The 16,022-nt window shown below is 30.1% G+C and carries 16 protein-coding genes; 10 read left to right on the top strand and 6 right to left on the bottom strand.

What is annotated here, in order from left to right; genetic code table 11:
- Positions 1–17 precede the first annotated feature (17 nt).
- The 8 genes from ACJTHF_RS04905 to yhaM all read left to right on the top strand — a co-directional run bounded on the left by ACJTHF_RS04905 (position 18) and on the right by yhaM (position 9,992).
- Entirely contained in the window at positions 18–647 is a 630-nt protein-coding gene (locus ACJTHF_RS04905; RefSeq protein WP_058591064.1) for a response regulator, read from the top strand.
- 159 nt (positions 648–806) lie between these two features.
- Positions 807–2,084 (top strand): dicarboxylate/amino acid:cation symporter, encoded by a 1,278-nt coding sequence (locus ACJTHF_RS04900; RefSeq protein ID WP_078355952.1) that lies wholly within the window; start codon positions 807–809, stop codon positions 2,082–2,084.
- A 162-nt stretch (positions 2,085–2,246) separates the two neighbouring features.
- The gene (locus tag ACJTHF_RS04895; protein ID WP_025904809.1) at positions 2,247–2,705 is read left to right on the top strand and encodes a helix-turn-helix transcriptional regulator; all 459 of its coding nucleotides are present in this window, start codon (positions 2,247–2,249) and stop codon (positions 2,703–2,705) included.
- A 75-nt stretch (positions 2,706–2,780) separates the two neighbouring features.
- Positions 2,781–3,911: a DUF445 domain-containing protein gene (locus ACJTHF_RS04890; RefSeq protein ID WP_078355951.1), complete on the top strand. Its 1,131-nt coding sequence runs from the start codon at positions 2,781–2,783 to the stop codon at positions 3,909–3,911.
- Positions 3,912–3,985: 74 nt separating this feature from the next.
- Positions 3,986–4,354 carry a YlbF family regulator gene (locus tag ACJTHF_RS04885; RefSeq protein WP_048539848.1) on the top strand — a complete coding sequence of 123 codons (369 nt, stop codon included), beginning with the start codon at positions 3,986–3,988 and terminating at the stop codon, positions 4,352–4,354.
- Positions 4,355–4,931: 577 nt separating this feature from the next.
- Positions 4,932–6,116: a metallophosphoesterase family protein gene (locus ACJTHF_RS04880; RefSeq protein ID WP_058591061.1), complete on the top strand. Its 1,185-nt coding sequence runs from the start codon at positions 4,932–4,934 to the stop codon at positions 6,114–6,116.
- A 4-nt stretch (positions 6,117–6,120) separates the two neighbouring features.
- Complete coding sequence (locus tag ACJTHF_RS04875; RefSeq protein WP_058591060.1) at positions 6,121–9,054, top strand: ATP-binding protein; 2,934 nt, start codon at positions 6,121–6,123, stop codon at positions 9,052–9,054.
- Positions 9,051–9,992 carry a 3'-5' exoribonuclease YhaM gene (gene yhaM / locus ACJTHF_RS04870; protein WP_078355950.1) on the top strand — a complete coding sequence of 314 codons (942 nt, stop codon included), beginning with the start codon at positions 9,051–9,053 and terminating at the stop codon, positions 9,990–9,992. Before ACJTHF_RS04875 ends, yhaM begins: the two co-directional genes overlap by 4 nt.
- A gap of 50 nt (positions 9,993–10,042) precedes the next feature.
- Here the strand turns inward: yhaM and ACJTHF_RS04865 are convergent, their stop codons facing one another.
- The 5 genes from ACJTHF_RS04865 to ACJTHF_RS04845 form a co-directional block, all read right to left on the bottom strand.
- Positions 10,043–11,014 carry a peptidylprolyl isomerase gene (locus ACJTHF_RS04865; protein WP_078355949.1) on the bottom strand — a complete coding sequence of 324 codons (972 nt, stop codon included), beginning with the start codon at positions 11,012–11,014 and terminating at the stop codon, positions 10,043–10,045.
- A 71-nt stretch (positions 11,015–11,085) separates the two neighbouring features.
- A complete protein-coding gene (locus tag ACJTHF_RS04860) occupies positions 11,086–11,649 on the bottom strand; it encodes a DUF3267 domain-containing protein (protein WP_025904816.1) in 564 nt (187 codons plus the stop codon).
- 38 nt (positions 11,650–11,687) lie between these two features.
- The gene (locus ACJTHF_RS04855) at positions 11,688–12,233 is read right to left on the bottom strand and encodes an HTH-type transcriptional regulator Hpr (protein ID WP_025904817.1); all 546 of its coding nucleotides are present in this window, start codon (positions 12,231–12,233) and stop codon (positions 11,688–11,690) included.
- A gap of 95 nt (positions 12,234–12,328) precedes the next feature.
- Entirely contained in the window at positions 12,329–12,706 is a 378-nt protein-coding gene (locus tag ACJTHF_RS04850) for a YtxH domain-containing protein (RefSeq protein ID WP_025904818.1), read from the bottom strand.
- Positions 12,707–12,770: 64 nt separating this feature from the next.
- A complete protein-coding gene (locus ACJTHF_RS04845) occupies positions 12,771–13,193 on the bottom strand; it encodes an HIT family protein (RefSeq protein ID WP_025904819.1) in 423 nt (140 codons plus the stop codon).
- A gap of 128 nt (positions 13,194–13,321) precedes the next feature.
- On the opposite strand from ACJTHF_RS04845, the gene ACJTHF_RS04840 reads away from it, so the two are divergent.
- Positions 13,322–14,059 (top strand): ABC transporter ATP-binding protein, encoded by a 738-nt coding sequence (locus ACJTHF_RS04840; protein ID WP_058591057.1) that lies wholly within the window; start codon positions 13,322–13,324, stop codon positions 14,057–14,059.
- Positions 14,052–15,272, top strand: coding sequence for an ABC transporter permease EcsB (gene ecsB, locus ACJTHF_RS04835; RefSeq protein WP_058591056.1), 1,221 nt, complete (start codon positions 14,052–14,054; stop codon positions 15,270–15,272). Before ACJTHF_RS04840 ends, ecsB begins: the two co-directional genes overlap by 8 nt.
- A 59-nt stretch (positions 15,273–15,331) precedes the next feature.
- Here ecsB and ACJTHF_RS04830 read toward each other — a convergent pair whose 3' ends face one another.
- Positions 15,332–15,859 carry an antibiotic biosynthesis monooxygenase family protein gene (locus tag ACJTHF_RS04830; RefSeq protein WP_058591055.1) on the bottom strand — a complete coding sequence of 176 codons (528 nt, stop codon included), beginning with the start codon at positions 15,857–15,859 and terminating at the stop codon, positions 15,332–15,334.
- Between the last annotated feature and the right edge of the window lie 163 nt (positions 15,860–16,022).

The raw sequence follows: 16,022 nt of genomic DNA, 5'->3' as shown, positions 1-16,022 counted from the left end.
TGTTAGGAGTATCACACATGAGTTATAAAATAATCTTAGTAGATGACCATCATATTGTGCGACAAGGATTAAGTTTCTTACTAGATACTGTTCCAGATTTCAATATACAAGCTGATTTCTCAAGTGGCGTGTTATTGCTAGAGTACTTAGAACAACATGAATCACCAGATATTGTTCTGTTAGATTTAGTTATGCCCGATATGAATGGCATTGAAATCACAAGTATCATGAAAAAGAAATATCCAAACATTAAGATATTAGTCTTAACAAGCTTTTATGATGAAGAACATGTCATATCAGCTATTGATAAAGGTGCAGATGGTTATGAAATTAAAGATGTAGAACCTGATTCACTTATACAAACAATTAGATCTGTATTAAATGGTGAGAAGAAAATTCATCCAAAAGTACAGTCTGTTATTTCTGAAAGTGAACGGAAACCACATAGAGAAAATAAATTATCAAAAAGAGAACTTGAAGTATTAGCAGAATTGGTGAAAGGTAAAACCAATAAAGAAATTGCAGAAACACTATTTGTATCTGAAAAAACAATCAAAACACATGTCAGTCATATACTAAATAAATTAAAAGTATCAGACAGAACACAAGCAGCAGTCTATGCAATGGAACACCAATTATTAATTTAAATACAGATATAATATTTTTACGAGTAAGTATTGTCATATTCAATACTTACTCGTTTTTATGTAAAATTACAAAAATAAATTTACAAAATGAAAGCCCTTAAAGTATAATATGTTACATGGGAGAAATGATTTTACATACTTTATAGGGGGTAGTTTAATATGAAAGTCAGGAAAAACTTAACTTTAAAAATTGTTATCGCTTTAGTATTAGGTATAACAGTTGGATCGATTTTTAATATGTTTGCCGGAACGGGTTTCGTTCAAGGTACAAATCAATATGTATTTAATGTAATTGGTCAAATATTCCTAAACCTCATTTTTATGCTTGTAGTACCAGTCGTATTTGTTTCAATTGTATTAGGGGTTATTGGCGTAGGTGATCCAAAATTACTAGGTGGTATAGGATTAAAAACCGTTACATTCTTCTTATGTACTACGGCAATTGCGATTATTATCGCAATGTTATTAGCTTTAGTATTTAAACCAGGTGTTGGTCAATCAGATTTATTAAATAGTGATGATGTTAAAAAATATGGTGCTGAACAAAAAGCTAAATCATCAGATCAAGCTGCACCAGAAAATCAAACATTTGATCAAACATTGATTAATTTGTTCCCACAAAATCCAATGAAATCTATGGTGGAACAAGATATGTTACCAATTATTACATTTGCAATCTTTATTGGTGTAGGAATGATTGCACTTGGTAGTAAGGTTGAAGCGGTGAAAAAAGTCTTCGAGCAGACCAATGATATACTCATGTATATCGTTACTATGATTATGAATTACTTCGCACCAATTGGTACATTTGGACTAGTTGCAACAGCTTTTACAAACGCAGGATTTGGCGCAATTAAACAACTTGGAATGTACTTCTTTGTTGTATTATTAGCTTTAGCAGTGCACTTCTTTGTGATCTATGGTGGAGCAGTTAAATTATTAGCAGGTAAGAATCCTTTCTGGTTCTTCAAAAAATTCTTCCCAGCTATGACAGTTGGCTTTAGTTCATCAAGTTCAAACGCAACATTACCGATTTCACTAGAATGTACTAAAGAAATGGGTGTGAGAAAAGAAATTAGTTCATTCGTACAGCCTTTAGGTGCTACGATAAATATGGATGGAACAGCTATTATGCAAGGTGTCGCAACGATATTTATAGCTCAAGTATCAGGTATCGATTTATCAATTATGCAAATGGTAACTGTTGTTGTTGTTGCCGTTATTGCTTCAATTGGTACTGCAGGTGTTCCTGGTGTTGGCCTTGTAATGTTAGCAATGGTACTGACTTCAGTCGGATTAGACCCCGCAGCAATAGGTATTATTTTAGGTATAGATAGATTGTTAGATATGACAAGAACTTCTGTAAATATTACTGGAGATGCTGCATGTGCACTAATTTTATCTGAAAGAGAAAAGTCAAAATTTGTAAAAGAATAAATAATTTAGTGTATTAAAGGGGTAAATTGATATTAAATTCAATTTACCTCTTTTAATTTGGTTAAAAATGTATTATGATGTTACTTGTGCTTGAAAAAATCGTGTATTTTTGCAACATATTAAATCAATTAATATAAATATTAAAAAGAAAGGTAGATATAGATGGATAAACAAACATTTACAACAATAATCCAAACAAAATTCAAAATGGTTCGTATTGAGGCTGGATACACTCAAGATACTATGGCGAACACAGTAGGATTATCTAAGAAAACTTTAGTGCAAATTGAAAAAGAGAGAGTATTACCTAACTGGACGACATGTGTATCAATTTGTGCATTATTCAGAGATTCAGATGTTTTAAATACTACTTTTGGTTGTGACCCATTAGAAGTTATTCAAATCATATCTCGTCATCATTGTGCATATCCAAACCATGACAATACTAGCGATATTTACTGGGTAACACTTGATGCTAAATCTGGCTATATTTTACAATCTAATAAAAAATCAGATCTTTACAGAGTCTTAAACGAAGAACGTCAACCAATCTTCGGTACTGCGAAAAAACGTGAAGCAGAAACTTATTTCCTACGTAAAACGCAATCATTGTTTGTTTAAAATTTGTATAATATTTGTTAAAAGCTACTTCTTGGATTATTCTAAAGAAGTAGCTTTTTTAGAAGGAGAATTTCCATGTCAACAATTATAACCGTATTTAGCATGATGGTAATTGGTGCGTTAATAGGTGGATTTACAAACTTTATTGCAATTAAAATGTTATTTCATCCATACCATGAAATTAGATGGTTTGGATATAAATTACCGTTCACACCAGGATTAATACCAAAAAGAAGAAATGAATTATCAGAAAAAGTAGGTGAGATGGTTACTAAACATCTCTTAACACCTGAAGTATTTAAAGAAAAACTTGTGAACCCAAGTACGAAGAAAGTGCTTGAAGATACGATTAAAGTCCAATTTAATACTTTGAAAGAGAAAAAATATACCGTTCAAAACTTTGTGGATCGAATTGATTATCCACTTGAAGAGAAATTAAATGAAACGATTAAATCTACTATTAAAGAAAAGATTGATCAATATTATACATCTCATAAAAATGAAGACATTAAATCACTTATTCCAGAAGAAATACTTGAGCAATTAAATATTCAACTTAATCGTGTAACACCAGAAATTTTAACAAAGATTGATGAATATTTAGTTTCTGAAAAAGGAGAACAAGATATTCATTCGATGGTTGAAGAATTTTTTGAACAAAAAGGTAGAATGGTCGGCATGATTCAAATGTTTATGACAACTGAAGATATCGTATATAGAGTTAAAAAAGAACTAAGAAATGTCATTAAACAAGAAAAAATCAAAAATATGATTAATCTACAAGTGCATAATCAATACGACAAATGGATGGCTAAACCTTTACAAGAAGTATTAACAGATGAAAGTAAAGAAAAAGCCAAAACATTATTCGCAACTGAGATTACAGAATCTATTAATGTTAATAAATATTTAAATACTCCTTTAGATGAACTCGTTCCAAATTTATTTGTATATATGGAAGGAAGAGGAACAGAAAGATTTATAGACTATATGATTGGTAAAGTCGGTGATAATATTAGCTTAATTTTGGAAAGAATGAAATTAGCAGAATTGATTAAAGATCAAATTGATCGATTTGAATTATCTTATTTAGAAAAATTAGTCATAGAAATCTCTAATAAAGAATTAAAATTAATTACATTATTAGGCTTTGTATTAGGTGGAATTATTGGATTATTACAAGGAATAATCGCTATTTTTGTATAAGACCTAGAATTATGATACAGTATTATTGGAATTGATTTTCTAATACATTTATTTATTATAGGAGCGAATTAATTATGGCAGAAGTAAACATTTACGACAAAGCGAATGAACTAGAACAAACTTTACGTGCAAGTGAAGAATATAACAAAATTAAAGAACAATATGAAAAAGTTAATGCAAACCCAGAAACAAAAAAATTATTCGATGAATTCCGTGAAATTCAATTAGAATTACAAACTAAACAAATGCAAGGCGAAGAAATTTCAGAAGTAGATATCGCTAGAGCTCAAAAATCTGCTCAAGAAATTGAACAAAACGAAACAATCGCTGAATTAATGCAAGCTGAACAAGCAATGAGTCAATTAATTCAAGATTTAAACCGTGTTATCATGAAACCATTAGAAGATATCTATGGTAGCCTTGAAGAAAACCAAGAAGGTTAATTAATTAACTTTTATGAGTCGACAAAGTCATTAGACTTTGTCGGCTTTTTTGTGGGAATTTTTATGACAGATTATATAGAGTGGGGAATGTTGATGAGAGTAGGCTGTTATTAGCAGTTTTGGCTGAAGGTGCAAATAGTGGTGTCGTTATTAGCAGTTTTGATGAAAATTGCAAATAGTGAGTGCGTTAGTAACACTTCGGCTGAGTTTTGTAATTAACGCCCTCGTTACGAACAAGTTTGGGCGAAAGTGTTCACAAGATCCTCGTTATGAACAAGTTTGGCAGAAAGTGTTCACAAGCCCCTCGTTATGAACAAGTTTAGCCGAAAGTGTTCACAACACCCTCGTTACGAACAAGTTTAGCCAGAAGTGTTCATAACATATCCATTACAATCTTCCATAGTAATAATTCATATGTCACTTTTTTGTTGTTCATTCTTATATGTGCGATGTATCGTATACGCGCGGAATATGGTAAAATTAAAGCATTAAAAATCTTTATAAATCTGATTATTCTATTGGTTGAGCTTGAATATAATAATTAAGAAATGAGCTAATATTGAAAGAGGTTAGGTATATGATTAAATTTATACATTGTGCGGATTTACACCTTGATAGTCCATTTAAGTCTAGACATTATTTAAGCCCTTCTATTTTAAGCGATGTAAAGCAAAGTGCATATAATAGTTTTAGAAAAATTGTTGACGACGCAATTAAAGAGCAAGTTGACTTCATCGTAATTGCAGGGGATTTATTTGATCAAAATAATAGAACTTTGCGTGCAGAAGTGTTTTTAAGAGAGCAATTTCTTAGATTACAAGATGAACAAATTTTTGTTTATATCATACATGGTAACCACGATCCTTTATCTGTGGGTGTCCATACAGTTTGGCCAGAGAATGTAACAGTCTTCTCTGATAAAGTTTCTACTTATCAACTTATTACGAAAAATGGACAAGTTGTTTATTTACATGGTTTTAGTTATCAAAAAGATCAAAGTTATGAGAATAAAATTGATGAATATCCTGAATCTACAGGTAACAAAGGGATACATATTGGTGTATTACATGGTACATATTCACAAGCTTCAGGTGTGAAGCAAAGATATACTGAATTCAATATTGAAGATTTAAATAGCAAATTATATCATTACTGGGCTTTGGGTCATATTCATGAAAGAGCTATGATTAGTGAGTTATCTCAAGTTCACTATCCTGGTAATATACAAGCCCGTCATTTTAAAGAAAAAGGTGAAAAGGGTTATTTATTTGTTGAAGGCGATGAGTCTAAATTACAAGCATCATTCAAACCAACTCAATATATTAGGTTTGAAAAAGCAGTCATTGAAACACAAGCTAAAGGTAAACACGCATTATACGAAGCGATACAAAAATTCAAAGATAGTGTGAGAACAGAAGGTAAGGCTTTTTATCAATTAGACGTTTATGTCAAACATGATGAGATTTTAAAGCAAGATGAAATTAACCAAGTTATACAATTGATTCAAGAGTATGAAGAGAATCAAACAAACTTTATCTTTGTTGAACAGTTGAATGTCTTTTTTGATCAAGATTCAGAAGTAGCATTAGCGAATGAGTTCAATGATGATATTTTACAAGATGAGAACATTCTTGAAGAAGCCCTCAGTGATTTGTATATGAATCCAAAAGCAAATAGATTTTTAGAGCCATTTAGTGATGTTGATAAACAAGCACTTATTGAGCGTGGGGAAGCAATTTTAAAAAGAAGAATGAGAGGTTAAAGCGATGAAAATTAAATCTTTAGAAATTTATGGCTATGGCCAACTCATGTCTAGAACAATAAAATTTGATCAAAGTTTTATGCAAATATATGGAGAGAATGAAGCGGGCAAATCAACGATACAAGCGTTTATTCATTCTATATTATTTGGCTTTCCAACTAAAAAAGAAAATGAACCAAGATTAGAACCAAGACTAGGGAACCAATACGGCGGTAAGTTAGTGTTAGACTTCGATGGTCAAATTGTTGAAGTAGAACGAGTTAAAGGTCGTGTAACAGGTGACGTTAAAGTATATCTTTCTAATGGTAAAGTTAAAGATGAAGAATGGCTGAAACAAAAGTTAAATTTCATTAATAAGCGAACTTATCAAGGTATTTTCTCTTTTAATGTATTAGGTTTACAAGATATTCATAAGAACTTAACTGAAGACCAGCTTCAAATGTATTTACTTCAAGCAGGTGCACTAGGTTCAACTGAGTTCACTGGTATGAGCGATTTAATGCAAGTTGAGAAAGATGCATTATATAAGAAAAATGGTAAAAATCCAGTGCTAAATGTTCAATTAGAGCAGTTGAATGATTTAGAAATTAAGATCAAAAATGAAGAAAAGAAACTTTCAGAATATGAAAGACTTCAAGATGAACGTGATAAAACATCTCGAAGATTAAATCAATTAAAAGAGAATCTCGGCAAACTTACTGACAGGTTAACGAGTAAAGAAAAGGAAATTTCACTACATAACGAAGTGGTTGAATGGAAGAAGTTAGAAAGCAATTTAAATATAGAACCATATGAATTCCCTGAACAAGGGATAGAGCGCTACGAATCAGCTGTACGTTCAAATGAAAGTATTAAACGTGATTTAACGTTAAGAAATGAAAAGCTTGGACAAGTCGTACATACTTTAGAAAATGTAAAAGTCATGTCCGAACGAGATGAAAAAGCGCTCAATAGTATTAGACAAAGAGAATCAGATATTAAAGAAAAACATCAAGAATTAAAACAATTAAACCAGCAAATCGATAATGCTGAACGTGATAATGAATTACTTAGACAAGATATCGGCTGGAATGAAGAATTTTTAGATGTAGATACGTCTGATGCGATGAAGACACATATAGCTGAAGTCAATCGCATTAGAGAAGAAAACGTTGCAGAACGAGAGCAAATTAAACGTTCACTCAACCAATTATCTATAGAACAAGAGCGTTATACTAATAATGTTGATAAATTGCATAATGATCTCGTATCTGATGAGAATTATGAACAAAAGAAAGTATATAATCAAAAAGCGCTAGAGCTCGGTGAAAAGAAATCGCTATACAAAAAAATGGAAGAAAGCTTTAATAAGCAAAAAGAAGAAAGTGAAAAGAGAAGTAAACAATATAGACTTGCTTCTGGAATTGGTGGCATATTATTAATCGCAATTGCAATTTATGCGTTTATCGCATCACAAATCGTATTTAGTGCTATATTCGCTGTTGTAGGTGTCGTATTAGTAGGATTAGCCTTTATGATTAAATCTAAAGAATTAAACCATGATCAAGCATTTTCTAAGGAAATTGATGAACTAGAAGAAAAAGTACAACACTTAAAGCAATTTTATGATTTAGACTTTAATCTTGATGAACAAACGAAAATTAGACAAGAATTAGAAAGTTATTATCAGTCTCAAGAGATTTTATCTACTAAGCAAACTGAATTAAATAAAGAACTTGAACAAGTAGAAGAAATTATTGAGAACAAAGAAAGAGCACTTAAAGAAACTAAAGTGAGTTTACATGTTTCTAATCAAATTTCTTCTCAATTATTAAATGATGCATTGTCGACAATTAGAAAAATTAAACAAAATAGATTAGAAATCACACGCATTACTAAAATAAGAGACGAGAAACAAGCGGCTTTAGAAGCATTTTATAGAGAAGCTGATAGCATTGTGAGTCATGCAGGATTACATTATCAAGAGATTTCACTATTTCATGATGTCAAACAAGCTTTAGACGAACATCAAAAAGAATTTAATATTCAATCACGCAATAACGACCAACAAGCATTATTAACAAATGAAATAAATGCATTGAATGCACGTTTAGAAGAAAATAACAATGTGATTCAATCTTTATTTGACTTCATTAGTGTAGATAATGAAGAAGCTTATTATCGTCATCATAAAGCCTTTGTGTCTTATCACGAAGATTTAAAACGATTTAATTATTTAACAGATTTATTGAACAATCAAAATTACGATTACGATAAAAATACACAACTAAGTTATATGACAAAAACAGACTTAGAAAATGAACGTACTCAGTTAGAAGGTCAAGTTGATGAATATAATGATCGCTATTTAAATGTTCAATCAGAATTAAGTGATTTAAATGCTCAAATCAATCATATGGAAACAGATGAAACACTTTCAGCTTTAAGACATGAATACCATTTACTTAAAGATAAAGTGAATGAAACTGCAAATGATTGGGCAGCATTAAGTTATTTACAAAACTTAGTTGAAGCACATATTAAACAAATTAAAGATAAACGACTACCATATGTAGTGAAGGATGCTACAGATATCTTAAAAGCATTAACAGAAGGCAGATATAATCAAGTTATTTATGAAGAACAAAATGTACAAGTTAGACATGAAAATGGACAAGTATTCCATCCTACTGAATTAAGTCAGTCAACGAAAGAATTATTATATATCGCGTTAAGATTTAGTTTAATTAAATCTTTACAAAAATATTATCCATTCCCAATTATCGTTGATGATGCATTTGTGCATTTTGATAAACATCGTAAAGAAATTATGATTAAATATTTAATGAGTATGAAAGATGATATTCAAATACTTTATTTCACTTGTAATAAAGATCAAAATGTACCTCAGAAGCAAACAATTACGCTGACAAAAATAGAAGGAGCTAAGAGCAAATGAGAACTATAGAGACATTAAAACCAGGAGACTCAGTAGATCATTACTTTTTGATTCATAGAGCAACTCAAGGTGTTACAGCTCAAGGTAAACCATATATGACACTTTATCTTAAAGATAAAAGTGGTGATATAGAAGCAAAAGTATGGACGGTAACAAATGAGGATATTCAATTACTCGTACCTGAAACGATTATTCGTGTGAAAGGTGACGTTATTGATTATCGCGGAAGAAAACAAATGAAAGTTAATCAATTTAGAGTGGCTGTAGATGAAGATAATGTGAAGTTGGAAAACTTTCTAGAAGCGGCGCCATTATCAATAGAAGATATGTCAGAAGAAATTATGACGTATATACTAGATATTGAAAATGCTAAATTACAAAGAATTACACGTATATTACTGAAAAAGTATCAAAAAGAGTATTTTACATTCCCAGCAGCTAGCTCACATCATCATAATTTTGTTTCTGGCTTAAGCTATCATGTTGTTACAATGTTAAGACAAGCGAAAGCATTGTGTGATATTTATCCAATTTTAAATAGAAGCTTATTATATAGTGGTATTATTCTACATGACTTAGGTAAAGTAAAAGAGTTATCAGGACCAGTCGCAACATCATACACAGTTGAAGGGAACTTGTTAGGTCATATTTCAATCGTAAGTGATGAAATTGCTCAAGTTGCAAAAGAGCACAATATAGAAGGTGAAGAAGTCCTCTTATTGAGACATTTAGTTTTAAGTCATCATGGTAAATTAGAGTATGGATCTCCAAAATTACCTATGATTAAAGAAGCAGAAATTCTTCATTTTATTGATAATATTGATGCAAGAATGATGATGTTTGAAAAACATCTTAAAAAAGTAGATAAAGGTCAATTTACAGAGCGTATCTTTGCTTTAGAAAATAGACAATTTTATAAACCTGAAACTTTAGATTAATCAAAAAAGCTATGAAGAAACATTTAATGTTTCTTCATAGCTTTTTAATTTTAGCTTGCTGATGATTGTTGTGCTGCTTGCATTTGTTGTTGTTGTAATGCTTTTTCGTTTAAGATATTATCTTCGATTGCTTTTTTAATATCTTTATCTTTGTAATCAACTTTGTATTCATCTAATAATTTTTTGTAAGCATTAATGATGATCTTAGGTTCTTTTTGGATTTTTAGTTGACGATATTGTTCTTTAAGGCTAGCTTTTTCTTTCTTAGATGGTTCGCCTTTATCTGCTTTTATAATATGGTAACCATATTGAGATTTAACAACATCTGAAATTTCGTCATCTTTTTTAAGTTTGAATAATGCTTTTTCAAATGATTCATCCATTTGACCTTTCAATACAAATCCTAAAGCACCGCCTTTAGATTTTGTACCTTCATCTTGTGATTCTTTTTTAGCGATTTTTTCGAAATCATCTGGATTTTTCTTAATTTGAGCTAGTAATTTTTCAGCTTTTTTCTTAGCTGCTTTATCACTTAAGCCTTCTTCTGAATCTTCTGATTTAACTTTAATTAAGATATGAGAACCTTTTTTAGTGTTTTCATCGATTTCTCTGTCAGAAACTTTTACGGCATCGTTGATAAATTCTTCTTGATATTTAGAAGTCTTTTGAGATTCTTTAAAGTCTTTAATAGTAGCACCTGGTTTTTCTTGTTGTAGTGCTTCTTCAAATTTCTTCTTACCACCATATTGCTCGATTTGTTTATCAACTTGTTCGTCTAATTTCTTCGTATCAACTTTGTCTTCGTATTTATCTTTTAAGACTTTGTTAAGTACAATTTGAAATGCATTTTGTGCGACTTCGTTATTACCCATTTTGTCTAGTACGTCTTGTGAAGTTACGTTTCCGGCTTTAGTTTCTACTAAGGTTTCTCCAGAATTATCTGAACCATTACCACAAGCGCCTAAAGTTAATACTGATGCTGAAAGTGTTACAGGTAACACTATTTTTTTAATTGATTTCATAAATAGAACTCCTTTTGTAAGAATACAATGATAAATATAGCATATTTGCTATTTTAATTACAAAAAATAACCTATAAATGTTCGGCATCCAGTGAACGTTTTGTTAACAATTCGATACCATTTTTTCTTTCTTCAATATAAGTACCTTTTTTTGTGAATAAAATAATCTTCAAATAAAGTAAGTCAATAATTGATATGCCAATATTAATAGACATTATAAATAAAATGTAATGTCCGTATTGTGGAATTATATTTACGAGTGCAATAGATAGGGTAGTTATCGTTACGAGCGGGCAAATAAGTGCAAAACAAAATACAATCTTATTAACTGGTTGATCTACTCTAATATTATATAAAGGTAAAGCGCGTTTAGCTTTAGTTGTTTTGTTCATTTTAAATGACTTACGATAATACATTAATACAATCAAATGCAACAATTTATGAATTGGATAAATTAAGCAAAGGACGAATAAGAATAGTATAAACTTATCGTCCTTTAAAGGTTCTGTTTGTATATAATTGAATATTTCGTAAGTGACGATAAATGTTAAGAATGAAACTAAAGCACTAATTAATACAATTCTCTGTAATCCGTAACGAGACTGTATATTTATTGATTTAGAACACAAAAACATAAGAAATGTCACCTTCTAAGATATGATTTATCTTGATATTATGCATCATCCTCAGACTGTTCGTCAAGTAGATATTTTCTTAATTGTTCATGGTTTTGTTCAATGTGATGAATAAAGTCGCTACCGTATATTTGACCAACGATATATTTCACATCTGTAAATTCTGGCATATTGTACATGACCTTTTCATAATCTGCAGCAATTTCATATAATCTGTTTGTATCATTTGAATAGTTTAAATATGTCTTTCTTAGCACTGCAAGACCTTTATCCGTTAACTCTAAATAAGTTGTTCGCTTATCGTGCTGACTTTTAGGCATTGTTAAATAGCCACGTTTTTCTAAATTTTTAGCGAAATTGAAAACAGTAGATACATGCATAACACCATATTTACTCACTTCAGAAATTGTAGCTTCATTTAAACTTCTAATAATAATTAAAATATGATGTTCATTAATATTTAAGTCGAAAGGCTTAATCCACTGCTGCCAATCTTTCTCGATTGTCTTCCATAAAGCTTTAGATAACTGTGAAACCTTATGAGTAAATAACATTTTCTCAATCATGTCCAATTCATTCGACATAGTTACATCCCCCTTTTTTGTATAATAAAAGCATGATACTAATGTATCATGCTTAGTTATAACACTTTAATAATATAATAATTTTAACATGTTTTCTAATTTTTTAGAAATGGAAGCTTAGTATTTTGAATTTCTTTTTGAATTTCATTGCCACGATTACTAATATTTTCAATATTTTTCTGGATTTGTTCAATATTGGGGTTAATATCAGCTTTAAATTCATTAATCATCGTTTTAATTTCTTCACTTAATGATTGAATGGCAATTTGGCTTTCGTCTTTTGTCTTTAATACATAATCTTTTATTTCAATAGCATTGTCTTTAATTTCACTTAATTGAATTTTAGAACCGTCAGCAGTTGATTTTAAATCTGTCTTTAAAGCATCACCAGAACGGTCTGTATTTAAAATAGCTGTTGTAAAACCTGTTACAAATCCTACACCAACACCAATTGCGAGTCTTGAAAATTTCATAATTATCCTCCTTGATATCTCTTATTTAAATATATACCCTCAATTTTTGTAAACATGCAGTGTATTAAAAATGCTGTTGAATTGTTTGTGCGATTTCTGCTTTTTTTTCATCATCTAATTGATCTTCATTCGTATTCCAAATATAACCGAAACCATCGATATCTTCTTTATATCTAGGGATTAAGTGGAAGTGGATATGGAATACAGATTGTGAAGCATACTCACCATTATTTTGAATAATATTTAAACCATCAGGGTTGAAAGCTTTCTTGATGGCATTCGCGACGATTGGTAAAGCTTCAGCTATGTGTTTCATTGTTTCTGGATCTGTTTCATAAATATTAGGTGAAGCTTTCTTTGGTATAAGTAATGTATGACCTTTACTTACTTGAGAAATATCTAAGAATGCATATACATAATCATTTTCGTAAACTTTGAATGATGGAATTTCACCGTCGATAATTTTGCTGAATATTGTTTCTGACATACTATCATCTCCTATGTAAATATTAGTTTTATTATATCATGCTCGTAATATCATCTCACTGATAAAGATAATATTTAATGAATGTAACATTGAGAACATGCTACAATATATTTTGGAGGTGTGTTCACGTGACAATTAAAGTGAATAATTTAACAGGTGGATACGGTAAAAAAGCTGTTATCCATGATATCTCATTTGAATGTAAACCAAATGAAGTAGTAGGACTTATTGGTTTAAATGGTGCAGGGAAGAGTACAACAATTAAACATATACTTGGCTTATTAACACCACAACAAGGTGAGATGTCCATTAATAATATAGATATTAAAGCAGATATAGAATCTTATAGAAGAAATCTTACATATATACCAGAAAGTCCAGTTTTATATGATGAATTAACTTTAGAAGAACATATATACATGACTGCTATGGCATATGGTATAGATAAAGACACTGCACTTGAAAAGGCAATGCCACTATTGAAAAGACTAAGACTTGAAAATGAATTAAAAGTCTTTCCGATACATTTTTCAAAAGGTATGAAACAAAAAGTTATGATTGTTTGCGCATTCTTAGTTGAACCGACCCAATATATTATAGATGAACCATTCTTAGGGTTAGATCCATTAGGTATACAAACAATGTTAGATTTAATAGTAGAAAGACGTAATCAAGGATCTTCAGTATTAATGTCTACACATATACTTGCAACTGCTGAAAGATATTGCGACAGATTTATTATATTACATCAAGGTCGTTTAGTAGCGATGGGCGATTTAGAAGAACTGAGAGAAAAAACAGGACTTAACAATGCAACGCTAGATGATATTTATATACATTTAACACAAGGTGAAGCGTATGAATGATGTAAATACTTTATATAAGGTTAGACAAAGAGAAGAAGTATTAGAGAAAATGAATTACAATAAATTCATTTTTAATGGTCATTTCTTAATATTTATAACTATTATGATTGGCGCATTCGCGTTAGGCTATAGTAATTGGTTAAAAGACATTCCACAAAATATTAACTATCGACTAATCTTTTCGGTTATATTATCTATTTGTTCGATATTTCCAATGAGGACTTTCTTTAGAGAAGCGGATAAGTTATATTTATTACCATTTGAGAAACACTTAATGGTTTATATTAGAAAAGCACTGACATATAGTTATTTTAATCGACTATTTTTACCAGTCGTGATTTTAGTGATAGGTCTACCATTATTCTATCAATTAATGGGTGGTAAATTTTACTTATATATCACGGTTATGATATTGAGTTTCGTCTTTCCAATTCTAGGACTGATTATGAAATGGTTCTGGTTAAAATATGGATTAGAAATTTGGGGAATTAATGTATTACTCTTTATCGTGTATGCGAGTGGTTATTACACAACTTTAAAAGTAGGGGCATTATCAGGTCTATTATCTATTGTCGTATTGATTGCTTTAATTATTTTATTAGAAAATATCAATAGAGGTACTTTTTATCAGTGGGAAACACTAATTGCTATCGAACATAATCATAAGATGAATTATTATAAATTCGTTAATATGTTTACAGATGTAAAAGTATTAAATGAAAGAACAGTTCGCAGAAGATATTTAGATGTCTTCTTAAAAGTTCCAAGTTCAAAGAAATTTAATCAAGATTATATGTATAAATTTTTATTTGTAAGAAGTTTTGCAAGAGGGAAAGATGCATTCTTTATCGTCTTAAGATTATTGATTATCGGACTTTTACTCATTTGGTGGATTGATCAGTCAGTTATATCAGCAATATTAGGTGCTTTAATCATGTACTTGTTAATATTACAATTATCTCAATTTTATAAACAACAAGCATATGGATTGTGGCCTCAAGTATGGCCGGTAAGTGAAGGACAAGTTGTTAAAGGCTATCATCAGTTTTTAATTAATATCATGATTGTCTTAGGTATTATTTTATCAATCATATATATCTTGAAATTTGGTACAGCGATTTATTTCGTTATATTATTCTTCATTGTTGGTTGGTTAACAATAGATTCTTCTATTAAGAAAATTAAGAAACATCAAGAGCTACTTAGAGATTAATAACAATAAACAAGAAGAAGTGACTCAGTGAGAGTCATTTCTTCTTGTTTATTTTATAATTATGCTTGTTCGTTTTCAGTTTCTTCATCTTCTTCAGGTCTATACCAGTACTTTGTATAATTTGCTGTTGAATATTGTTCAGCACCAGAGAATTTACGAGTAGCCTCTCTAGAGAAATATTCAGCGTAGAAAGATGATTTAGTGAAATCTTCATATAATTCGTTTGAATCGAAACCAACTAATATCATATAAGTATCGCCTTTTCGAGGTTTGAGTAATCTAAACGATTCGAACCCTTCGAAATTATCGAATTGACTGTCGATATCTACATAATGATTTTCGAATCGATGTTGCATTTCATCAGATACAGGAATGTAGCTTGCTGCTATAAATTCATGATTGATAAAAACACCTTTTGATTCTAATATTCGATATTCTCTAGGTTGTGCAAATACTGTATCACCATTTGTTTCATGAATAAGTACTGTCGTATCTTGTCTCGTATAATGATGAATATCTTCATCTGGATGTTTCTTCATTATACTGTGCAGAAAATGATACGTACCTGTTGTTATATAACATTTCATAATGATATACCTCCTATATCTCTTTAATTAGATTATAAACATGTAAGCGCTAAAATCAACCAATTCATGAAATCTTTTGTATAATTTATGAATTTTTGTGCACAGAGATGTCTTTATAATAGAATATGTTAAAATAGATTGTAATGATTATAATGAGGTGAAA

The sequence above is a fragment of the Mammaliicoccus sp. RAM2 genome (genome assembly GCF_045897195.1).
Taxonomy (GTDB): Bacteria; Bacillota; Bacilli; order Staphylococcales; family Staphylococcaceae; genus Mammaliicoccus; species Mammaliicoccus sciuri.
This window is presented reverse-complemented; position numbering and strand designations above follow the sequence as displayed.

Excerpts from the sequence above, each read along its gene's own strand:
- ACJTHF_RS04850 (WP_025904818.1), bottom strand. The coding sequence starts at position 12,706 with ATGAAATTTTCAAGACTCGCAATTGGTGTTGGTGTAGGATTTGTAACA.
- ACJTHF_RS04905 (WP_058591064.1), top strand. The coding sequence starts at position 18 with ATGAGTTATAAAATAATCTTAGTAGATGACCATCATATTGTGCGACAA.
- ACJTHF_RS04875 (WP_058591060.1), top strand. The coding sequence starts at position 6,121 with ATGAAAATTAAATCTTTAGAAATTTATGGCTATGGCCAACTCATGTCT.
- ACJTHF_RS04880 (WP_058591061.1), top strand. The coding sequence starts at position 4,932 with ATGATTAAATTTATACATTGTGCGGATTTACACCTTGATAGTCCATTT.
- ecsB (WP_058591056.1), top strand. The coding sequence starts at position 14,052 with ATGAATGATGTAAATACTTTATATAAGGTTAGACAAAGAGAAGAAGTA.
- ACJTHF_RS04845 (WP_025904819.1), bottom strand. The coding sequence starts at position 13,193 with ATGTCAGAAACAATATTCAGCAAAATTATCGACGGTGAAATTCCATCA.
- ACJTHF_RS04830 (WP_058591055.1), bottom strand. The coding sequence starts at position 15,859 with ATGAAATGTTATATAACAACAGGTACGTATCATTTTCTGCACAGTATA.
- ACJTHF_RS04885 (WP_048539848.1), top strand. The coding sequence starts at position 3,986 with ATGGCAGAAGTAAACATTTACGACAAAGCGAATGAACTAGAACAAACT.
- ACJTHF_RS04895 (WP_025904809.1), top strand. The coding sequence starts at position 2,247 with ATGGATAAACAAACATTTACAACAATAATCCAAACAAAATTCAAAATG.
- ACJTHF_RS04865 (WP_078355949.1), bottom strand. The coding sequence starts at position 11,014 with ATGAAATCAATTAAAAAAATAGTGTTACCTGTAACACTTTCAGCATCA.
- ACJTHF_RS04860 (WP_025904816.1), bottom strand. The coding sequence starts at position 11,649 with ATGTTTTTGTGTTCTAAATCAATAAATATACAGTCTCGTTACGGATTA.
- yhaM (WP_078355950.1), top strand. The coding sequence starts at position 9,051 with ATGAGAACTATAGAGACATTAAAACCAGGAGACTCAGTAGATCATTAC.
- ACJTHF_RS04855 (WP_025904817.1), bottom strand. The coding sequence starts at position 12,233 with ATGTCGAATGAATTGGACATGATTGAGAAAATGTTATTTACTCATAAG.
- ACJTHF_RS04890 (WP_078355951.1), top strand. The coding sequence starts at position 2,781 with ATGTCAACAATTATAACCGTATTTAGCATGATGGTAATTGGTGCGTTA.
- ACJTHF_RS04900 (WP_078355952.1), top strand. The coding sequence starts at position 807 with ATGAAAGTCAGGAAAAACTTAACTTTAAAAATTGTTATCGCTTTAGTA.